The sequence below is a fragment of the Lysinibacillus sp. YS11 genome (assembly GCF_002896375.1).
Classification (GTDB): domain Bacteria; phylum Bacillota; class Bacilli; order Bacillales_A; family Planococcaceae; genus Lysinibacillus; species Lysinibacillus capsici.
The window spans coordinates 2,618,124-2,635,108 of record NZ_CP026007.1; the positions used below are offsets into that span (position 1 = coordinate 2,618,124).

A 16,985-nucleotide genomic window follows, 5' to 3' on the forward strand; every position below is an offset into this window, starting at 1 on the left:
GCACATCAAAATTTCATTGACAATAGCTTTTTTCATAGAATTCATTGCCTCTAAAAATCTTTTTGGCAAGAGAAAATTTCGATTTTCTGCTTATATTTCGACGAATTTGACCATATATATAAACATACAATAACTATTTTACGAGGTGATTGTTTGCGTATAGTAGGATTTGTCTGCTATTTTTTAATACTATTTTATGGCGTAGAATTAGTAGAAGAAGCGTTCACAAATGAAGAACCAGCAATGCAATCTCCCATGAAAAGTAAGCCATCGCCCATCAAGGAAACCGTTGAAAATTCAAGGATTTGTGTCTATTATCCCACTTATAAAAGCTGTACCGATTTACCCCAACAATAAAAAAGAGGCTACTCAATGGAGTGACCTCTTTTTTCATCATTTTGAGCCAATATGAAAATGACTAAATGGATATAGTATTAATTTCGATTCACCATATACAGCATCCTCTGAAATTAAACCATAATGGCGACTGTCACTACTTTTTAGGCGATTGTCACCAAGCACAAAATACATGCCCTCTGGCACTTCTTTTTCATTCACTAATTGTTCCAATGTAAAGTTTTCCGTAATGCGTAATTGATTAGGATCATCCGTTTGACGGTTCACATAATCTTCTTTATATGCTTTGCCATTGACGTACAATACATCATCTTTCATTTCCACTTTATCCCCTGGAAGACCGATGACACGTTTAATATATAACTCATCTTCGACAGGAGATTGGAAAACAATTTGATCAAAACGCTCAATTTTACTTGTTTTGCTTACAATAATAATATCCTTATCGTGATAAGTTGGATACATAGATGCTCCCTGTACTTTAATCGGCGCAAATAAGAATTGCTTACAGCCAAAAACAACAACAGCTGTAATGACAATAATTTTGATGTAGGATAATATTTCTTTTTAAGATTGGATGTTTTTTCCGCTTGCATGCTCATTCCCCGATACTGTTTTTTTAATAGTATAACATTTTCTCACTATTATTGACGAATGAATCACACAAATTGTTTCCTATTCATAGAAAAATAGACAAGGCTACAAAGTAACATTGTCTAGAAATTGATATTTTACTGTTTCAACGTTATGAATGGTTAGTTTGTGTAGCAGAGTGATGCTGCTCGTTTAATAAATCTACTGCTAATACGATACCCACTGGTAATGCAAATGCTAATAAAATTGTGCCTACAATCATCACAATCACTCCTTTAACCATTTCTAATGTCAGTATACACTTAATTTTCTGATATTTCAAGAAATATCGAAAAATGATGAATAACAGCAAAAAAATCATTCAACTAGGCATGCACCCTACCTGAATGATTTTTTATCCCTTACATAAATAATTTTAAACATAATACTTGTAGGCCTCTTATTGCTGATTGGACTGGATTTTTTCGCACTTTACGTTTAGGTACATAGCTTTGCATGCAATGATTCAGCGCTGTATACCTCAGCACCTGGGTCCTCCCATTCATTCATCTCCCTCCCTTCGTGGCCAAAAAGTTTACAACTAGTATGCGACATTTGTAAGCAACTTGCTTACTTACTTTTGTAAATGGTTTTTTAAATCTGTTTGTATTTTTTGAAGCTCTGCCTCATTCGGAATATAGTACCAAATGCGGTTAATCCTTTCACCGTCTCCCTGTTCGAACGATAACTGCTCAATATCCTTATCCATTTTTTTATAAATACTTTGCAGCTGAATAAGGTCCTTCACCGAAAAGTTCATGCGAACATTGTCGCCTAGTACATTCAACATATCAGTTGCTTTTAATAATGTTGATGGTGTGGAGGCTTTTTTCATCACCGCTTCAATGATTTGACGTTGTCGAATTTGGCGTCCAAAATCACCTCGAGGATCTTCATAACGAATACGAGAAAAAATAAGGGCCTCATTACCATCTAATGTGATTTCTCCCTTTGGATAATGGTATTCGTCAAAGGTTAAATCCATATCATTATCGATTGTTACGCCACCCAGCGTATCAATAATTTGTAAAAAGCCCTCCATATTAATAAATACATAATAATCAATGGGTATATCTAAAAAATTTTCGACCGTATCCACAGCCATAGGGACGCCTCCAAAGGCATAGGCATGATTAATCTTATCTACCGTATCATGACCAACGATTTCTGTTCGAGTATCACGGGGTATACTAAGCATTTTCATCGTCTGCTTTTCAGGATTTACAGTGATTACAATCATGGTATCGGAACGTCCACTATCATCTTTACGTTCATCGACCCCAAGCATTAGAACCGAAAAGGGATCTTTTTTAATCACTGTTTTTTCTTCTGGTTGTGCTGCATCTGTTGTTTGAATAAGTGGTGTATTTATTTTATTCATAGTTTTTTGGATGGTAAAGTAGGCAGTACCTATAAAAATTAAAAAAATTGCTAATAGGCTACCAACAATCCACAGCCATAATTTTTTCTTGCTCTTTTTCTCTTTTGAGCGTTTCATGTTTTTTTCCATACATAAGTCCTTTCTTGCTTAACAATTTTGCCCCTCTTTTTGACGTATTAAGTTGGAAAAAAGTTTATCTAGTCTACTTATATGCATAATGAACGAAAAAAAGACGTACACTAGTATTTACTAAATTTACAACATACTATTCCCTCATTTGTCAATTATCTTCCTTTTACATTCATTGCCCTCTATCAAAATGGTGCTATCTTAATTTATTGAAAATTCATTATTGTTGATATATACTATTTTTCAGATACAACGTCTCTATAATAGAAACGTTTTTAGGAGGAATCACTCAATGTTTCAAAAAAGAAGAGAGCAGCTCGTTTCCCGTATGCAGCAACAGTCAATTGATGTAGCAGTGCTAGTGCCAGGGTCAAACATGTATTATTTTACAGGTCTTCAGTTAAAGCAAAGTGAACGCCTAACAGTAGTCGCTATTACTGCTCATCATCAATTATACTTTCTCGTTCCACAAGTAGAATTAACAAAAGTTGACTTGGGTAATGGAGGGACAATCCTATCCTATTCGGATGAGGAAGGACCGTCACAGGCCATCCAGCAACTAAAAAAAGAACTAGGAACAGCGCAGACACTTGCCATTGAGTTTGACACCATGCGCGTGAAGGAACAGAAAGCTATCGAAAACCTTACATATGACACTTTATGTAATATCGGTGAAACCATTCGTGATATACGTATGGAAAAAGATGAACACGAAATAGCCCTCATGCGTCAGGCTGTACAGATTGTCGAAGAAAGTCTTGCAGCCACATTACCGATTATTCAAGCTGGTATTTCAGAGATGGAAGTCGCAGCCCAATTAGAATATGAAATGAGACGACGTGGATCAGAGGGAACACCTTTTGGAACCATTGTTGCTTCTGGTTATCGAGGTGCACTTCCTCATGGTAGAGCGAGCACAAAGAAAATAGAGACAGGTGAATTAATCGTCATAGATTTTGGCGCGATTTATAAGGGCTATGTGGCGGATATGACTAGAACAGTTGCTTTAGGAGAAGTTTCTCCAACGCTCAAAACAATTTATAGCATTGTGAAGCAAGCAAATGAAACAGCCATAGCAGCCATAAAACCAGGTATGACAGCTCATGCCATTGATGATCTGGCAAGAGACATTATTCGCGATGCCGGCTATGGCAATTCTTTCACACACCGACTTGGCCATGGCATTGGTTTAAGTGCACATGAAGAGCCTTATATGATGCAGCGTAATCAGCTAGTGTTAAAGCCAGGCATGGCCTTTACCGTGGAGCCAGGTATCTATGTGCAGGATGTTGGTGGTGTTCGTATCGAGGATAATTTAATCGTCACAGAAAATGGTTACGAAAATTTAATGACCTATTCGAAAGAATTAATCATTTTATAAGGTTGGTGTGTACAATGATCGATATGAGGAAAATACAACAGGATATGCCGCTACTTGAACACTATATTTATCTAAACACAGCTGCTGCATCTGCCATGCCACAGCCAGTAGTGGATGAAATGACTAGCTATCTCCAAAAACAAGCAAGTATTGGTCCCTACTTGCCCTCTTTTCGTCAAGAAACGTATGCGCAAGTAGAGCGTATTCGAGAAAAAGCAGCATTGTTCATCGGCGCAACAAAAGAGGAGATTGCCTTTGTGCCAAACGGTTCAGTGGCGATTAATTATGTCGCAGGTGGCTTGCAATGGAAACAGGGAGATGAGGTCATAGTGCTCGACACAGAAATGTTGAGTAACTATGTGCCTTGGCTTGCCCTTCAGCAGCAAGGGGTTCAGCTGAAGGTGTTAGAAACCAATGATGAATATATGGTAGATTTATATGCACTTGAGCAACTCATCACACCACAAACAAAATTGATTACCTTTGCCCATATGTCTAACGCTGCTGGGGCACTCCAGCCCGCCAAAGAAATATGTCAGCTCGCCCAGCAACACCATGTACTAACATTGATGAATGCCAATCAAACACTTGGTTTAACACCAATGAATGTTGCAGAGCTTGGCTGTGACTTTCTAGTTGCATGTGGACGAAAATGGCTACGCGGCCCTGAAGGATCAGGTATTTTATACGTACGAGAAGCACTCATTCCAACATTGACACCTATTATGATTGGCTGGGGCAGCACCCAGTGGGATTATCAAAACAATGCCTATTCTTTTGTAGAAACAGCTAAACGTTTTGAGCCAGGTTGTCCGATCATTCCAAGTATTTTCGGCTTAGGGGCAGCTATTGATTATGCGAACAATATCGGTATCCACCACATATATGATCGTGTAAAGCAGCTAACAAACTATTTAATTGAACAGCTTGCAACCATTCCAGGCATTGTCTTATATGGTCCTCAAAATAGTGCTCATCGATTATCGATTACGCCGTTTAACATTGAAGGGCTGTCACCAGATGAGCTAACCAATGCTTTAGCAGAGCATGGGGTCATCATTGAAGCTGGCACATTTATGGCAAATACCATTATGGAACGCAATCAAATCTCTAAAATGGCCCGTTTTTCACCACACTATTTTAATACGTTTGAAGAAATTGACAAGGCCGTATCCATCATGAAAAAAATCCAAGCAAAGGCTCAAGATAGTTAATGTCTATCTTGAGCCTCTTTTTCATGCTTATTCATGATATAATTTAAAGCTGTATTGATCGAAATACCGTTGAATATTCATCGCTCCATATTGAAGAACATTCACCATATCAGGTAACTTCTCCTCTGTTGGCTTACGATAAATAGGGCCAGCAATTGTTAAAGAGGCAATGACTTCTTTTTTACTATTAAAAAGAGGTACACCTAGCCCAAATACTGAATGAGAGTACTCTCCTGTTGAAAAGCACCAGCCTTGCTGTTGTATTTTTTCTAAATCGGCTAACATTTCATCAGGGTCAGTAATGGTTTCAGGAGTTAATCTTTTCATCCCATGCTCCATGATCTCCTTTTTTCTCTCTTCAGGTAGATAAGCCATGATGACTTTACAAGATGCCCCGATATGTAGTGGTGTCCGCGTGCCAATCGACACTGAAAACTTAATGGTTTGAGAGCTCTCAGCTATTTCTACTGTGACACCATCTGTTCCATCCAGCCATGTTAAAAATACGGATTCTTTGATGGTATCTGCAAGGTTGATCATAATTGGTAAAACAAAGTCAGAAAGATTTAATTTATCTTTAACCATCTGGCCATATTCTAGAAAGCGAAGCCCTAATTCATATTTTTTTGTCTCAGGATTTTGAATAAGAAAGCCTTGTTTTTCGAAGGTTGCTAAAATCCGATAAATAATGGAGTGACTAATATCCATCTCTTTTGCTAGCTCACGAACACCCCATGTAGGATTTTCCTTATTAAAATATTTCAGTACCTCCAATGAGTTATCTAATGTTTTTAATGTCATTTCACACCTCAAATGTCTCTATAATAGAACCGTATTTTGATTATAAAATGAAGACGGACAATTTTCAATAAATTCAACTATTTTACAATTAGATTTTAAATGAACTATTTCATTTCAAGCAGTTCATATGGACATTCGGATTGTGCTGAGCATGGCTATCACGCAAAAAAAGAAGGCTATCCGCCAGAATCCTCTTTCTATCCGTCACATTTTGAGTTTTATCCGCCAGTTTGGACATTCTATCCACTTAGAGCCATTCTATCATGCAGAAAAAGAAGGCTATCCGCTAGATTCCTCTTTTTATCCGTCACATTTTGAGTTTTATCCGCCAGTTTGGACATTCTATCCACTTAGAGCCATTCTATCACCCAAAAAAAGAAGGCTATCCACTAGATTCCTCTTTTTATCCGTCACATTTTGAGTTTTATCCGCCAGTTTGGACATTCTATCCACTTAGAGCCATTCTATCACGCAAAAAAGAAGGCTATCCGCTAGATTCCTCTTTTTATCCGTCACATTTTGAGTTTTATCCGCCAGTTATCCGCCTAAACAAAGAAAAATCAACCCACCTCTTAAAAGGTAGGTTGATTTTTTTACATGGTTATTTCTGCTGGATACCCTGTACTAATTTTTCTTGAATCCGCAAGTATTGGGCAATTTCCTCATCATCTAATACTTCAAAAAGCTGTACAAAGACCTCTTTTCCGATAGATTGAGCCTTTGCTAAAGCACTTTGACCCTCATCTGTAATTTGTAAGCGAATGGTGCGGCGGTCCGATGGATCATATAGTCTTTCTGCTAATCCAAGCTTGACCAGCTTTTCAGCAATGCTCGTCATAGCACCTTTTGTATAGCCGATTGTCTCAGCTAATTCGGCTTGTTTTTGTGGGCCTTTGACATGTAGCTCATTTAAAACTAAAATTGGTGAAATTCCTAAAGGATATGGGAACGCTTTTGTAAAACGTATAATATTCGCATTGTTCACCTGTTCAATCATATGAATCAGTTTAAAAATATTTGTCTGTTTCAAAAAAATCCTCCTCAAACGCTGAGAATTAATGAAGCATTAGTGAGCCTCCATCCACCATAATCGTTTGACCTGTAATGTATTGAGAATCGTCAGAAGCTAAGAAAACAGCTACTCGACCAATATCTTGCTCAATATCACCAAAACGGCCTAACGGGATTTTACTTCTCACCGCTTCATAATACTCTGGCTGTGCTTTTGCCCATGCTTGTACACCTGGTGAATCAGCAAGCGGACTAATGATATTGACATTAATACCAAAACGTCCCCATTCATTTGCGGCAACACGGGAAATACCACGAATGGCTTCCTTGGCAGCGGCATAAGCAGCCTGTGTTTCATGACCTTGAATGCCTGCTCCAGATGCAAAGTTAATAATATTACCCTTAGTTTCTTTTAAATGCGGTAGGGCTGCTTGCATTAAATAGAAGGTTGGATAAAAACCTGTTCCAAATGACAAATCAAGATCTGCTTGTGTAGTTTCTTCTATTGTAACTTGTTTAGCAGCATGAGCGTTATTAACTAGCACATCTAGTTTACCGTATTTTTCTACGACTGTATCAATAATTTTTGGTAATTGGTCGCGTTCCATTAGATTAGCCTGTAAAAACATAGACTTCGGAGACATTGCTTGTAATTCTTTTGCCATTGCCTCGCCTGCTTCTGCATTTAAGTCAACAATTGTAACAATCGCCCCTTCCTTTACCATAGCTTTTGCCATTCCACTACCAATACCACCTGCACCACCAGTAATGATGACCACTTTGTTTTGTAGTTTACCCATTGCAACAACATCTCCTTCTTGTTTATCTGTTAATAGTTTAACACTAAACTATTTAATTTTAAACTAAATTGCTTCCGATAAAAGAGCCTATTCTGGAGAAGGGTTCATCCAAAATAAGCTTTTCTAAAATTGATCTTTTTACATGATTGTGCTGATTCTCTTTTCCAGCGCTCTATTTCTGATTTGATATTACCCCAAATATAGACCCTTTAATGTAGGTTTGTCCTTGTAAAGACTGCAATTGCTCTGGAGTACCAGTTACTACAGCCCCACTTATTTTCACATCACTTTTCTCCAAGGTGCCATTTCCCCCTACTAAAGCTTGATAAACCTGGTTTGTTTCCCACTCAAAGTTCTTGCTTTTACGCAGAAGCTCAATGTTTCGAATAAAGGTCTCAACTTCGTCGTTTGAAGAGCGTCGGGGTTTTGGTTTGGATTGCTCTGATTGAAAGCCATAAATGTATGGATCATTGGCTGAAATAGTATTCTGTCCTTGCTTAAAAAAATCTAGTGTATCATCTGTATAGGCATCCACCCACCACCAATCTACTTGTACTTCAGAAGGTAGCTTGCTTTTAATTTCACCAAAATCATAGGCATCATCAAAAGAAATAGCTATTTCTACTAAAGTATTTTTCTCCAATTGATGCAGTTCACTAATATTATCTTGATAATGGTCGTAGGAAATCCTTGGATGATAAAAAAACATTTCTCGGTCACCTGTGTAGTCATTAAACCGTTCGAATTGATATGTTTCGGCCAGTGATTCTGAACCTTCTATTTGGATGGGGCTAGAAATGGCCGTCCGTGTAAGCGTTCCAAATAAATTATAATCGCTTTTGATAGGCTGCCAAATATATGGCCGATGCTGATCTCCAAGCACCTTATAGGTTGTTGTTGTTATTTTCCCTCCCAGCAAATGATCGTCATAAACCTGATTACTAATTTGGACATTGGACCCACTTATTTCGTTAAATAAATGAATATCATCCATTACTTTTTGCGCACTATTTAACGATAAAGCCCTCAGCCCATACCATAATGCTATTAGCACAACGGGGGTAACGATTAATGTAATCCCAATCATTTTGACTGTTGACCAAAACCTTGCCTTTCTCATTATTTTTTTCGTTTGTCTATCATCAAACAAAAATTCATTTTCTTCATTATTCATCATGAATATCCTCCTTAAATCGTTCAGTAAATTCTTCCCTAGCACGTCTGACATGCGTTTTTAGTGTGTTTTCATTCTTATTCATCAAGGCTGAAATTTCCTTATACGATAATCCCAGCTCATATTTCAGGATTAATAATTCCTGATGCAAAATGGATAGCGTTTCCAGTGTGTTCTGTATGTCCTTTAATTTTTCTTTCTTTAGCATCTGGATCTCAGGAATATGAATGAATGAAGTCAATTGAACTTCCTCTAATTCTGTTGTTGGATGACGTGTTTCTTTTCTCTTGAGATCATAAAATTGATTGGTTGCTACACGATATAACCAACTCATTACTTTGTCTGACTGAATTCCATTTTTATGTAATAAAAATTTATAACATGTATCTTGGACGATATCTTCTGCATCCTCATGGGCTAATCCTCGTTTTCTCAAATAACGATATAGCAGCGTTCCTGCTTGCTGTAGAAACGCATTCATTGATTGCTTTACCATGTCCACCTCCCTTCTGCCTATACAACGCAGAACTCCATGAAAAGTTTACATATTACAAAAAGTTCTCATTAAATATTTTAGTTTAATGAAAACCAACAACATTTATTTTCAAATACATACAAGCATCTTTTTAATTTGACAAGAATATACTGTAGCAGCTAGCTAAAATCACTTTCAAGAAAGGAGTTGTGGATAATGGGTGCTAAATGGATAAAGGTTTCAGTCTTTTATTTATTAATTGCTTTTGCTTTTGGCCTGTTTATGCATTATACGGTTCAACTTCAATGGAAAGCGACACATGCTCATATTGGTGTGGTAGGTTGGCTGACTACTGGATTCATTGGTTTAATTTATTCGACTTATAAAAATGCTGCGGAGACAGGTCTCGCCAAAGCACAGTTCTGGCTTTACAATCTCGGTTTACCCTTCCTTTTTGTTGGCATGATGATGGTGTATTGGGATGTACCACGCTGGTTATTTGAGCTTTTCGTGTCTGGTGGTGGAATTGCTGTAGCGCTGTCTGTCCTGTTATTCTTTATCAATGTCTTCAAATATGTAAGATAAATAGAAAAGCCCCGCTTCACAGTTGAAGTGGGGCTTTTAAGCTATTATTGTAAGGAGTTCGCCTGCATTTGATACATCTTGTCATAAATTCCGCCAAGCGCTAGCAGTTCATCATGTGTGCCGTTTTCTACAATTTTTCCTCGATCAAGTACAAGAATACGATCTGCATTTTTAATGGTAGAAAGTCGATGGGCAATAATAAACGTTGTTCGTCCTTTTTTCAGGACATCCATCGCATGCTGAATAATTTCTTCCGTTTCCGTATCAATATTCGATGTCGCTTCATCCAATATTAAAATTGCTGGATCAAACGCCAGGGCGCGTGCAAACGAAATCAACTGACGTTGTCCTGAAGATAATGTGCTGCCCTTCTCAATAACTGGTTCCTCATAGCCATTTGGTAAATTAGCTAAAACACGTTCTCCCCCTACAGCATTTAAGGAAGCTTCTATTTTCTCGTGAGAGATGCGCGGGTTGTTTAAGCTAACATTGGATGCAATCGTACCCGTAAATAAGTAAGGGTCCTGTAGCACAATACCCATATGTTCACGCATCGTTTGACGTGGAACAGAAGTAATATCAATGCCATCAATGGTTATCTTGCCTTTTGATGGGTCGTAGAAGCGGAATAACAAGTTCATAATGGAACTTTTCCCTGAACCTGTATGACCAACTAAGGCAATTGTTTCACCTTGATGTGCTTCAAATGACAGGTTTTTCAGCACATATTCATTATCTTTATAGGCAAAGGAAACATCTTCGAAAACCACATTTCCTTTATATCGTGGGATGCTCTTTTCAGAAACAGGCTCACCATTCGTATCTAGCACCTCAAAGACACGTTTACCTGCAATGAGTGAACGCTCAAGCTGTGAAAACTGGTTCACAATATTCGTGATCGGATTAAATAGCTTTGTTAAGTAATCAACAAATGCATACAATGTCCCTGCTGTAATCACTTCAGTTGCTGTGAATGAGCGTGTACCAAAGTAGAAAATAAAGACCGTAAACATGATAAGTCTTAGCGTATTCACAAGGTTAAAGGATGTAGCTGAATCAAGCACCAGCAGCTTACGTTCATACGCATAATGCTCATTATTCATGTCATCAAATTCCTTCGTCATTTGCTGCTCACGACGGAACGCCTGAATAATTGTCATGCCCTGAATGGATTCGTTAATCATGGCATTAATATCTGCAATTTTTGTACGAATGACATCGTTATATTTAGAGGCAAATTTTCGATATAAAATCATCCACACATAAACAATTGGAATCATGGTTAAAGCAAGCATTGCCATTTTCCAATTTAAAATAAAGAGCGCTATATACACCCCAAAAATAGAAATGAAGCTCGTCACAAAATTGGATAGTACCTGTACATATAAATTCCGAACTGCCTCTGTATCGTTTGTTACACGCGCAACAATTTTACCCGCTGGTAAATTGTCAAAGTATTGGATTGGTAAAGTTTGAATATGTTCAAAGACATCTTTACGTAATTTTTGGATAACACGGTTTGCCCCAATTTGCAAATAAATATACATAAAATAACGTAATATGGCTGTTGCAATGGCTAAAAGTAAATACACAATGAGCAACCATGTAATCGGTTTGATTTCTATATGACCGATTGTCATGTAATTATCAATAATATGTTTCGCAATAAACGGTCCAACAAGCTCCGTGAATACGGCAATTGTTAGGAAGAATAAGCCTAATAGTATCGGCTTTTTAAAATACATCGCATAGCGCATTAAACGTTGACTCGTACTCATGAGGCACCTCCTTCTAGCTGCTGACGGTCAAATTGCTCTTTATACCATCCTTGTTGCGCAAGAAGTTCCTCATGTGTTCCCTGCTCTACAATTTGCCCATCATCCAGTACGATGATGACATCGGCATGCTGAATACCAGACAAGCGATGTGTCGTAATAATCGTCGTTTTACCTTGACGTTCACGCTGAATATTTTCAATAATTCTTGCCTCTGTCTTCGCGTCGACAGCGGAAAGTGAATCATCCAGCATTAAAATTTCAGGATTTTTAATTAAAGCACGAGCAATAGATACACGTTGTTTTTGACCGCCTGAAAGAGAGACACCCTTTTCTCCAACAAGTGTTTCAAGGCCCATTGGTAGATTGTCTAAATCCTTTTCAAAATACGCGGCACGTATCGCCTGCTGCAACTCTGCTTGTGTTGCATCTTCTTTCCCAAATAAAATATTTTCACGAATAGTTCGTGAGAATAACACATGATCTTGTGGCACATAACCAATCCAATCGAGGATCTGCTCCTTCGTTTGAGCGGTAATATCGATACCGTCAATGGAAAGCTGTCCCTGACCGATTGGGTATTCTCGCAATAATTGGCGTAGGAAGGTTGTTTTACCTGCTCCCGTTTTGCCAACAATGCCAAGCGTTTGGCCTTTTTTCAAGGAAAGTGAAATCTGCTGTAGGTTTTTCACCTGACTCATCGGATATTGGAATGTTAAGGCATCAAAGCCAATCGCATTTGGTGTCGCAATCATTTGTGGATTCGGAATATTTTGAACATCCGCCTCGTAGTTCAAGGTTTCCTGCACGCGATCTAGTGAGGCATTCCCCTGCTGCATAACATTGATGAGCTCACCAATCGCAAATATCGGCCAAACAGCCAAACCTAAATAAACATTAAACGTGACCAGTTGTCCAACCGTCATCGCCTCAGTTGCCACTAAATGAGCCCCGTAACCAAGTGCTACAACATAGCTAATGCCTGTTCCGACTTTTGTAATTGGACCAAATAAAGCATTGATTTTCGCTGTATGAATATTTTTCTCATACACAACTTCACTCATATCTGCAAAATTAGCCTCATCCTTTTTTTCCTGCACATAGGCACGCACCACTCGCACTCCTGCTACAGATTCTAGCACACTATCATTTAGTTCCCCAAAAGCATCTTGTGCCTTCATATATCGCTCATGAACAATTTTCCCTAAATATTGAATGAGGATCGCCATAATAGGAACTGGTAACATAGCAAAAAATGTAAGCTTCCACGAAATCATATAGCCCATCGCAAAAATGATAAAGCCCATATAAATCGTTGAATCAATCAACGTCATAATGCCAAAACCTGCTGTCGTGGATACGGCATTCAAGTCATTTGTTGCACGTGCCATCAGGTCACCGGTACGGTTTTTTTCATAAAATGTTGGGGTCATACGTAAAAAATGCTGCATTAAATTACGACGTAAAATTTTCTCAAGGTTGATAGCTCCTTCAAATAGTCGGAATTGCCACACAAAATTTAATAAATAGCCCCCAATAATAATCCCAATAAAAATCAAGACATACTTTGTTAAAATAGCTGGGGTCATTTCTCCTGCTGTCAATAGATCTATAATAGAACCGAGTAAATAGGGAGGGACAACCTCTAATCCACTGGCAACCATTAGTAGAACAATGGCCACCGTATATTGCTTCCAGTATTTTTTAAAGAACCAGCCTAATTTACTTAACACATCAAACATACATCATAACCTTCTTTCCTCCGTGCTGTTGTGGATGACTACCCACTTTCTAGAAATTCCTTTTTGAAAATCATTCTTCTAACTGTTTTTGTCATATACATACACTCCTTTTTTGTTTGCACTACAACCTTTTTTTGCACAAAAAAAGACACATACCCTAAAAGAGTAAGTGTCTCTTATAAAAGGCAGGATAATTCCATACCTAGTTCTGCAATAGTAAATAAAGCGTTAGGCACGGACAATGTATGTAACTGTGATTGAATTTGATACTGATAAAATTAACATTGTCATGCCCTCCTTTAGTTTATTTGTTATAGTGTTCTTGAAGATTATCACACTATAGAAATATTTGTCAACTATCACCCTGTTATTTTTTATCATTTTCAGGAAATAGTTAGCGCTTTAAAGCATTGAAATGCTCTAAGGAATCAAAGGGAGAACATGCTTAAAATTACAGTGTTGTCTATAACCTTACAATAATTCTACGGCACAAACATTAACCTAAAGACTGAAATACACGACTAGTGATTTTGATACCCAGTAGTAGACAATAGAATATTCTTTTTGCGTCTGTTGCACTCCTTCCATATGCTTATCATCATCTTTATTTAGTTAATTATTATTTAGTTATTTATTATTTAGTAGTGTCGGGATTTCCGTTTATGGATGAGCCGTCACCGGGTTTTCCGTCAACGGCTACACATAAGAGGGACAAAGAATTGTCCTTGTAATAAAAGATATTTCATTTTCCACATATAATATTTTGAAATATTATTTCATGCACATCTATAACTTTCTATACACTATATACATTTCAACAATCGATTTTGGGACATAACTTGAATTGAAATATTTCTAAAATTTTTGTCTCATGATACACTTTCATTATAGTCATTTTCAGTAAGGGGTTTTTATGTTGAGGTCATTTCTAGCCGTGGGAGTTGGTGGAATTCTTGGTGCCATCTGTCGATATAGTCTGAGTCTCGCCGTTCCCAATACAGAAATATTTCCATTCACAACACTGTTTATTAATTTACTGGGCTGCTTTTGCTTAGCATGGCTTTTTACTTCATTTATAAAACGCACACCTATTGTACTAGGAGTAGGTACAGGGTTTTGTGGAGCTTTTACTACCTTTTCGACATTTTCCTTAGAGACACTATTACTCCTAGAAAATAGCGAGTGGCTACAGGCTGTACTCTATGTTATAGTGAGTGTTTTAGGTGGATTAGCTTGCACATGGCTGGGAATACGACTTGCTAGGGGGCGTATTGCATGATTTTAGTTGGAATTGGTGGATTTTTTGGCGCTCTTTCTAGATTTTATTTAGGAAAATTACTTGTACATCCCTATCCATGGGCGACTTTTATTATTAATTGTACAGGCTCCTTTGCGCTTGGTTTCTTATTTGCCCTACATCTTAGTGATTGGTTATGGCAATTAATGGGCATAGGTTTTTTAGGAGCCTACACAACTTTTTCTACTTTTGGATTTGAATGTCTACAGCTTATAGAACAACAAAAATGGAGACAAGCCATTAGCTATATTGCCAGTACCTTGCTAATTGGCGTACTTTGTGCAGCTATTGGTTATCTAGTCGTATAAAAGAGGGTGAATTAGTGACACAGCCGTCAAAAGAGTTATTGGAGGAATTAGAAGTTGAAATAGAGCAAACGCTCTATGCATTGATTGACCTAGAATTAGAGGAAAATTACGCTACCATGAATACACAATTTGCGCAATTACTTGCCAAGGTTCAGACAGCCCAGTTAATTAATTACAAGCTGGATGTTCTCGTTGAACCTCAAGCTTTTGCAACTGAAACTTGTATTCTTTTACAGAGCCTCATAGAAGCAAAGGCGAGACCAAATAAAAGGCATAAACTGTTAACACATCGCATGATTTTGAAGATATGGTTACGAAAAAATCAACGATTCATGAGGGAATTTCTACCTCAAATGTTTTAGGCGCCACTTGAAATTGCAAGGGCGCCTTTTTTAAATTTGAAGTTTTTGCAACACTTCTTTTATTTTTCCCCTCACTGTCAGATCAAATGGGGTTGTCTGCTGTGAAATATCCATATTAATATACACGGTTTTTCCTGTTGTCATCATAGGTAGTTGGTTGACGGGATATACCTCAAGACTCGTTCCAATGACAAGGACAAGTTCAGCTGTTTTAATTGCCGCCATAGAACCGTGCCAGCCTGCTTGTGGCAGGCTTTCTCCGAAGAGCACAACATTTGGACGAAGTTTCCCACCACAATGGGCGCAACTAGCCTTATTCAAGAAGCTTGCCATGACAGCCGCCTGCTGGCAACGATGACAACGAATAGACCGGATCGAACCATGTAACTCCTCGACGGATTGACTTCCTGCCAATTGGTGAAAACCATCCACATTTTGAGTAGCGATTAGAGACACTAAACCTCTTCGTTCCCAATCAGCTAATATATGATGTCCCTCATGGGGAGCCACCTTTTCTAGGTTTTCGATACGTGTTTTATAAAATTCATGAAATAATGAGTAATGATCTGTTAATGCTTCCGTTGTCGCGACAGTTCTTGGATCCATTTGTTTCCACCAACCAGATGCTGAACGGAAATCAGGAACTCCACTTTCCGTTGACATGCCCGCTCCTGTTAGAATCACTGTATTATTTGAGGATAGTAACCACTCACGTAAACGTTCTATTGTCATTTTCCCCCCTCCTTTTTTCGAATTAAAACTACCTTCACCTATTTCGACAATCAGCCTATTTTTCCTCTGCATTCTTATAGGAATGTTTAAAAGGAGGCTTCCATTTTAATTTATTATTCACCGATAACATGCGAATCACTACTATAAAAATAACAATGACTGACAATTCAAGCGGGCTGTCCCACCCTAACCATATACAAAGGGCACATACAAATGTGAGAACAGCATGGATTTCTTCTCTTAATGCAAGCGGTGTTCTACCAGCTAACAAATCTCGAACCATCCCTCCACCAACACCAGTAAACATCGACGCTATAATAATGATACCTAGGTCGTGATGTAAGCTTTTTGCTAACAATCCGCCTTGTATTGCGAAAGAAGCTAGGCCAATTGAATCAAAGAAATAGCCCCAGCGGTTCCAATGATGAATCCAGTTCCTTTTGACAAATAAAATGGTCGTCAGCGTGACTAAAACGACTAATAAGGATTGCCGTTCCCATATATCTGACACAGGGATATCCAGTACAACATTGCGGATAATGGAACCACCATAAGACGTTGTCAGACCAAGCACAAATATGCCAATAAAAGAATAGTTGGCCTGTAACGCAACAAATGCTCCACTAATGGCGTAGGCAATAATGCCAATGATATGTAATACTGACCATGTCACATCATCCATCTCCTTTTTACTATACAAAAAAGCCCACCATAAAATAGTTGCGCATTGAGTACGCAAGCTATTTTATGGTGGGCTAATATCCTAGCAGTAGTACCTACTAATTTATCCATCTCACCATGTATCCTAAAAGAATATAGCTGCTGTGC

17 protein-coding genes and 1 pseudogene are annotated in these 16,985 nt (G+C 38.1%); 6 read left to right on the forward strand and 12 right to left on the reverse strand.

Going from position 1 to position 16,985, the window contains the following annotated elements:
• Nucleotides 1-393: 393 nt before the first annotated feature.
• The 3 genes and pseudogenes from lepB to LBYS11_RS13020 all read right to left on the reverse strand — a co-directional run bounded on the left by lepB (nucleotide 394) and on the right by LBYS11_RS13020 (nucleotide 2,500).
• A pseudogene (gene lepB / locus LBYS11_RS13010) lies at nucleotides 394-953 on the reverse strand (signal peptidase I).
• A 149-nt stretch (nucleotides 954-1,102) separates the two neighbouring features.
• Nucleotides 1,103-1,213: a hypothetical protein gene (locus LBYS11_RS13015; RefSeq protein WP_004230560.1), complete on the reverse strand. Its 111-nt coding sequence runs from the start codon at nucleotides 1,211-1,213 to the stop codon at nucleotides 1,103-1,105.
• A 351-nt stretch (nucleotides 1,214-1,564) separates the two neighbouring features.
• On the reverse strand, nucleotides 1,565-2,500 hold the full coding sequence (locus LBYS11_RS13020; RefSeq protein WP_054550408.1) for an LCP family glycopolymer transferase: 936 nt from the start codon (nucleotides 2,498-2,500) through the stop codon (nucleotides 1,565-1,567).
• A gap of 292 nt (nucleotides 2,501-2,792) precedes the next feature.
• Between LBYS11_RS13020 and LBYS11_RS13025 the strand changes: the two genes are divergently transcribed.
• Both LBYS11_RS13025 and LBYS11_RS13030 read left to right on the forward strand, forming a co-directional pair.
• Nucleotides 2,793-3,881 carry a M24 family metallopeptidase gene (locus LBYS11_RS13025; protein ID WP_103118312.1) on the forward strand — a complete coding sequence of 363 codons (1,089 nt, stop codon included), beginning with the start codon at nucleotides 2,793-2,795 and terminating at the stop codon, nucleotides 3,879-3,881.
• Between the two features lie 14 nt (nucleotides 3,882-3,895).
• Nucleotides 3,896-5,095, forward strand: coding sequence for an aminotransferase class V-fold PLP-dependent enzyme (locus LBYS11_RS13030; RefSeq protein ID WP_103118313.1), 1,200 nt, complete (start codon nucleotides 3,896-3,898; stop codon nucleotides 5,093-5,095).
• 27 nt (nucleotides 5,096-5,122) lie between these two features.
• On the opposite strand, the gene LBYS11_RS13035 is transcribed toward LBYS11_RS13030, so the two are convergent.
• The 5 genes from LBYS11_RS13035 to LBYS11_RS13055 all read right to left on the reverse strand — a co-directional run bounded on the left by LBYS11_RS13035 (nucleotide 5,123) and on the right by LBYS11_RS13055 (nucleotide 9,377).
• The gene (locus LBYS11_RS13035) at nucleotides 5,123-5,896 is read right to left on the reverse strand and encodes an IclR family transcriptional regulator (RefSeq protein WP_036077236.1); all 774 of its coding nucleotides are present in this window, start codon (nucleotides 5,894-5,896) and stop codon (nucleotides 5,123-5,125) included.
• A 601-nt stretch (nucleotides 5,897-6,497) separates the two neighbouring features.
• The gene (locus tag LBYS11_RS13040) at nucleotides 6,498-6,926 is read right to left on the reverse strand and encodes a MarR family winged helix-turn-helix transcriptional regulator (protein ID WP_004230567.1); all 429 of its coding nucleotides are present in this window, start codon (nucleotides 6,924-6,926) and stop codon (nucleotides 6,498-6,500) included.
• A gap of 25 nt (nucleotides 6,927-6,951) precedes the next feature.
• A complete protein-coding gene (locus LBYS11_RS13045; RefSeq protein WP_048392472.1) occupies nucleotides 6,952-7,707 on the reverse strand; it encodes an SDR family NAD(P)-dependent oxidoreductase in 756 nt (251 codons plus the stop codon).
• Between the two features lie 172 nt (nucleotides 7,708-7,879).
• Nucleotides 7,880-8,884, reverse strand: a complete 1,005-nt coding sequence (locus LBYS11_RS13050; RefSeq protein ID WP_233732013.1) for an anti sigma factor C-terminal domain-containing protein — start codon at nucleotides 8,882-8,884, stop codon at nucleotides 7,880-7,882.
• On the reverse strand, nucleotides 8,874-9,377 hold the full coding sequence (locus tag LBYS11_RS13055) for an RNA polymerase sigma factor (protein ID WP_066037741.1): 504 nt from the start codon (nucleotides 9,375-9,377) through the stop codon (nucleotides 8,874-8,876). Before LBYS11_RS13055 ends, LBYS11_RS13050 begins: the two co-directional genes overlap by 11 nt.
• 195 nt (nucleotides 9,378-9,572) lie before the next feature.
• Between LBYS11_RS13055 and LBYS11_RS13060 the strand changes: the two genes are divergently transcribed.
• Nucleotides 9,573-9,941 (forward strand): hypothetical protein, encoded by a 369-nt coding sequence (locus tag LBYS11_RS13060; protein WP_103118314.1) that lies wholly within the window; start codon nucleotides 9,573-9,575, stop codon nucleotides 9,939-9,941.
• Nucleotides 9,942-9,985: 44 nt separating this feature from the next.
• Here the strand turns inward: LBYS11_RS13060 and LBYS11_RS13065 are convergent, their stop codons facing one another.
• Both LBYS11_RS13065 and LBYS11_RS13070 read right to left on the reverse strand, forming a co-directional pair.
• On the reverse strand, nucleotides 9,986-11,719 hold the full coding sequence (locus LBYS11_RS13065; protein ID WP_048392469.1) for an ABC transporter ATP-binding protein: 1,734 nt from the start codon (nucleotides 11,717-11,719) through the stop codon (nucleotides 9,986-9,988).
• On the reverse strand, nucleotides 11,716-13,458 hold the full coding sequence (locus LBYS11_RS13070; protein ID WP_103118315.1) for an ABC transporter ATP-binding protein: 1,743 nt from the start codon (nucleotides 13,456-13,458) through the stop codon (nucleotides 11,716-11,718). Before LBYS11_RS13070 ends, LBYS11_RS13065 begins: the two co-directional genes overlap by 4 nt.
• A gap of 913 nt (nucleotides 13,459-14,371) precedes the next feature.
• Between LBYS11_RS13070 and crcB (LBYS11_RS13075) the strand changes: the two genes are divergently transcribed.
• From crcB (LBYS11_RS13075) to LBYS11_RS13085, 3 genes are read left to right on the forward strand one after another with little or no spacing between them, the layout of a single operon-like run.
• A complete protein-coding gene (crcB, locus tag LBYS11_RS13075) occupies nucleotides 14,372-14,737 on the forward strand; it encodes a fluoride efflux transporter CrcB (RefSeq protein WP_103118316.1) in 366 nt (121 codons plus the stop codon).
• The gene (gene crcB / locus LBYS11_RS13080) at nucleotides 14,734-15,063 is read left to right on the forward strand and encodes a fluoride efflux transporter CrcB (RefSeq protein WP_054550415.1); all 330 of its coding nucleotides are present in this window, start codon (nucleotides 14,734-14,736) and stop codon (nucleotides 15,061-15,063) included. Before crcB (LBYS11_RS13075) ends, crcB (LBYS11_RS13080) begins: the two co-directional genes overlap by 4 nt.
• A 14-nt stretch (nucleotides 15,064-15,077) precedes the next feature.
• Entirely contained in the window at nucleotides 15,078-15,425 is a 348-nt protein-coding gene (locus LBYS11_RS13085) for a hypothetical protein (RefSeq protein WP_048392463.1), read from the forward strand.
• A gap of 30 nt (nucleotides 15,426-15,455) precedes the next feature.
• Here the strand turns inward: LBYS11_RS13085 and LBYS11_RS13090 are convergent, their stop codons facing one another.
• Together LBYS11_RS13090 and LBYS11_RS13095 are read right to left on the reverse strand one after the other, a co-directional pair.
• Complete coding sequence (locus LBYS11_RS13090; RefSeq protein ID WP_103118317.1) at nucleotides 15,456-16,157, reverse strand: SIR2 family NAD-dependent protein deacylase; 702 nt, start codon at nucleotides 16,155-16,157, stop codon at nucleotides 15,456-15,458.
• Nucleotides 16,158-16,212: 55 nt separating this feature from the next.
• Complete coding sequence (locus LBYS11_RS13095) at nucleotides 16,213-16,839, reverse strand: trimeric intracellular cation channel family protein (protein WP_233732807.1); 627 nt, start codon at nucleotides 16,837-16,839, stop codon at nucleotides 16,213-16,215.
• Between the last annotated feature and the right edge of the window lie 146 nt (nucleotides 16,840-16,985).

Bases quoted from the DNA above. Each gene is read 5' to 3' on its own strand.
- LBYS11_RS13015 (WP_004230560.1), bottom strand. From the start codon at position 1,213: ATGATTGTAGGCACAATTTTATTAGCATTTGCATTACCAGTGGGTATC.
- LBYS11_RS13020 (WP_054550408.1), bottom strand. From the start codon at position 2,500: ATGGAAAAAAACATGAAACGCTCAAAAGAGAAAAAGAGCAAGAAAAAA.
- LBYS11_RS13025 (WP_103118312.1), top strand. From the start codon at position 2,793: ATGTTTCAAAAAAGAAGAGAGCAGCTCGTTTCCCGTATGCAGCAACAG.
- LBYS11_RS13030 (WP_103118313.1), top strand. From the start codon at position 3,896: ATGATCGATATGAGGAAAATACAACAGGATATGCCGCTACTTGAACAC.
- LBYS11_RS13035 (WP_036077236.1), bottom strand. From the start codon at position 5,896: ATGACATTAAAAACATTAGATAACTCATTGGAGGTACTGAAATATTTT.
- LBYS11_RS13045 (WP_048392472.1), bottom strand. From the start codon at position 7,707: ATGGGTAAACTACAAAACAAAGTGGTCATCATTACTGGTGGTGCAGGT.
- LBYS11_RS13050 (WP_233732013.1), bottom strand. From the start codon at position 8,884: ATGATGAATAATGAAGAAAATGAATTTTTGTTTGATGATAGACAAACG.
- LBYS11_RS13055 (WP_066037741.1), bottom strand. From the start codon at position 9,377: ATGGTAAAGCAATCAATGAATGCGTTTCTACAGCAAGCAGGAACGCTG.
- LBYS11_RS13060 (WP_103118314.1), top strand. From the start codon at position 9,573: ATGGGTGCTAAATGGATAAAGGTTTCAGTCTTTTATTTATTAATTGCT.
- LBYS11_RS13065 (WP_048392469.1), bottom strand. From the start codon at position 11,719: ATGAGTACGAGTCAACGTTTAATGCGCTATGCGATGTATTTTAAAAAG.
- LBYS11_RS13070 (WP_103118315.1), bottom strand. From the start codon at position 13,458: ATGTTTGATGTGTTAAGTAAATTAGGCTGGTTCTTTAAAAAATACTGG.
- crcB (WP_103118316.1), top strand. From the start codon at position 14,372: ATGTTGAGGTCATTTCTAGCCGTGGGAGTTGGTGGAATTCTTGGTGCC.
- crcB (WP_054550415.1), top strand. From the start codon at position 14,734: ATGATTTTAGTTGGAATTGGTGGATTTTTTGGCGCTCTTTCTAGATTT.
- LBYS11_RS13090 (WP_103118317.1), bottom strand. From the start codon at position 16,157: ATGACAATAGAACGTTTACGTGAGTGGTTACTATCCTCAAATAATACA.
- LBYS11_RS13095 (WP_233732807.1), bottom strand. From the start codon at position 16,839: ATGGATGATGTGACATGGTCAGTATTACATATCATTGGCATTATTGCC.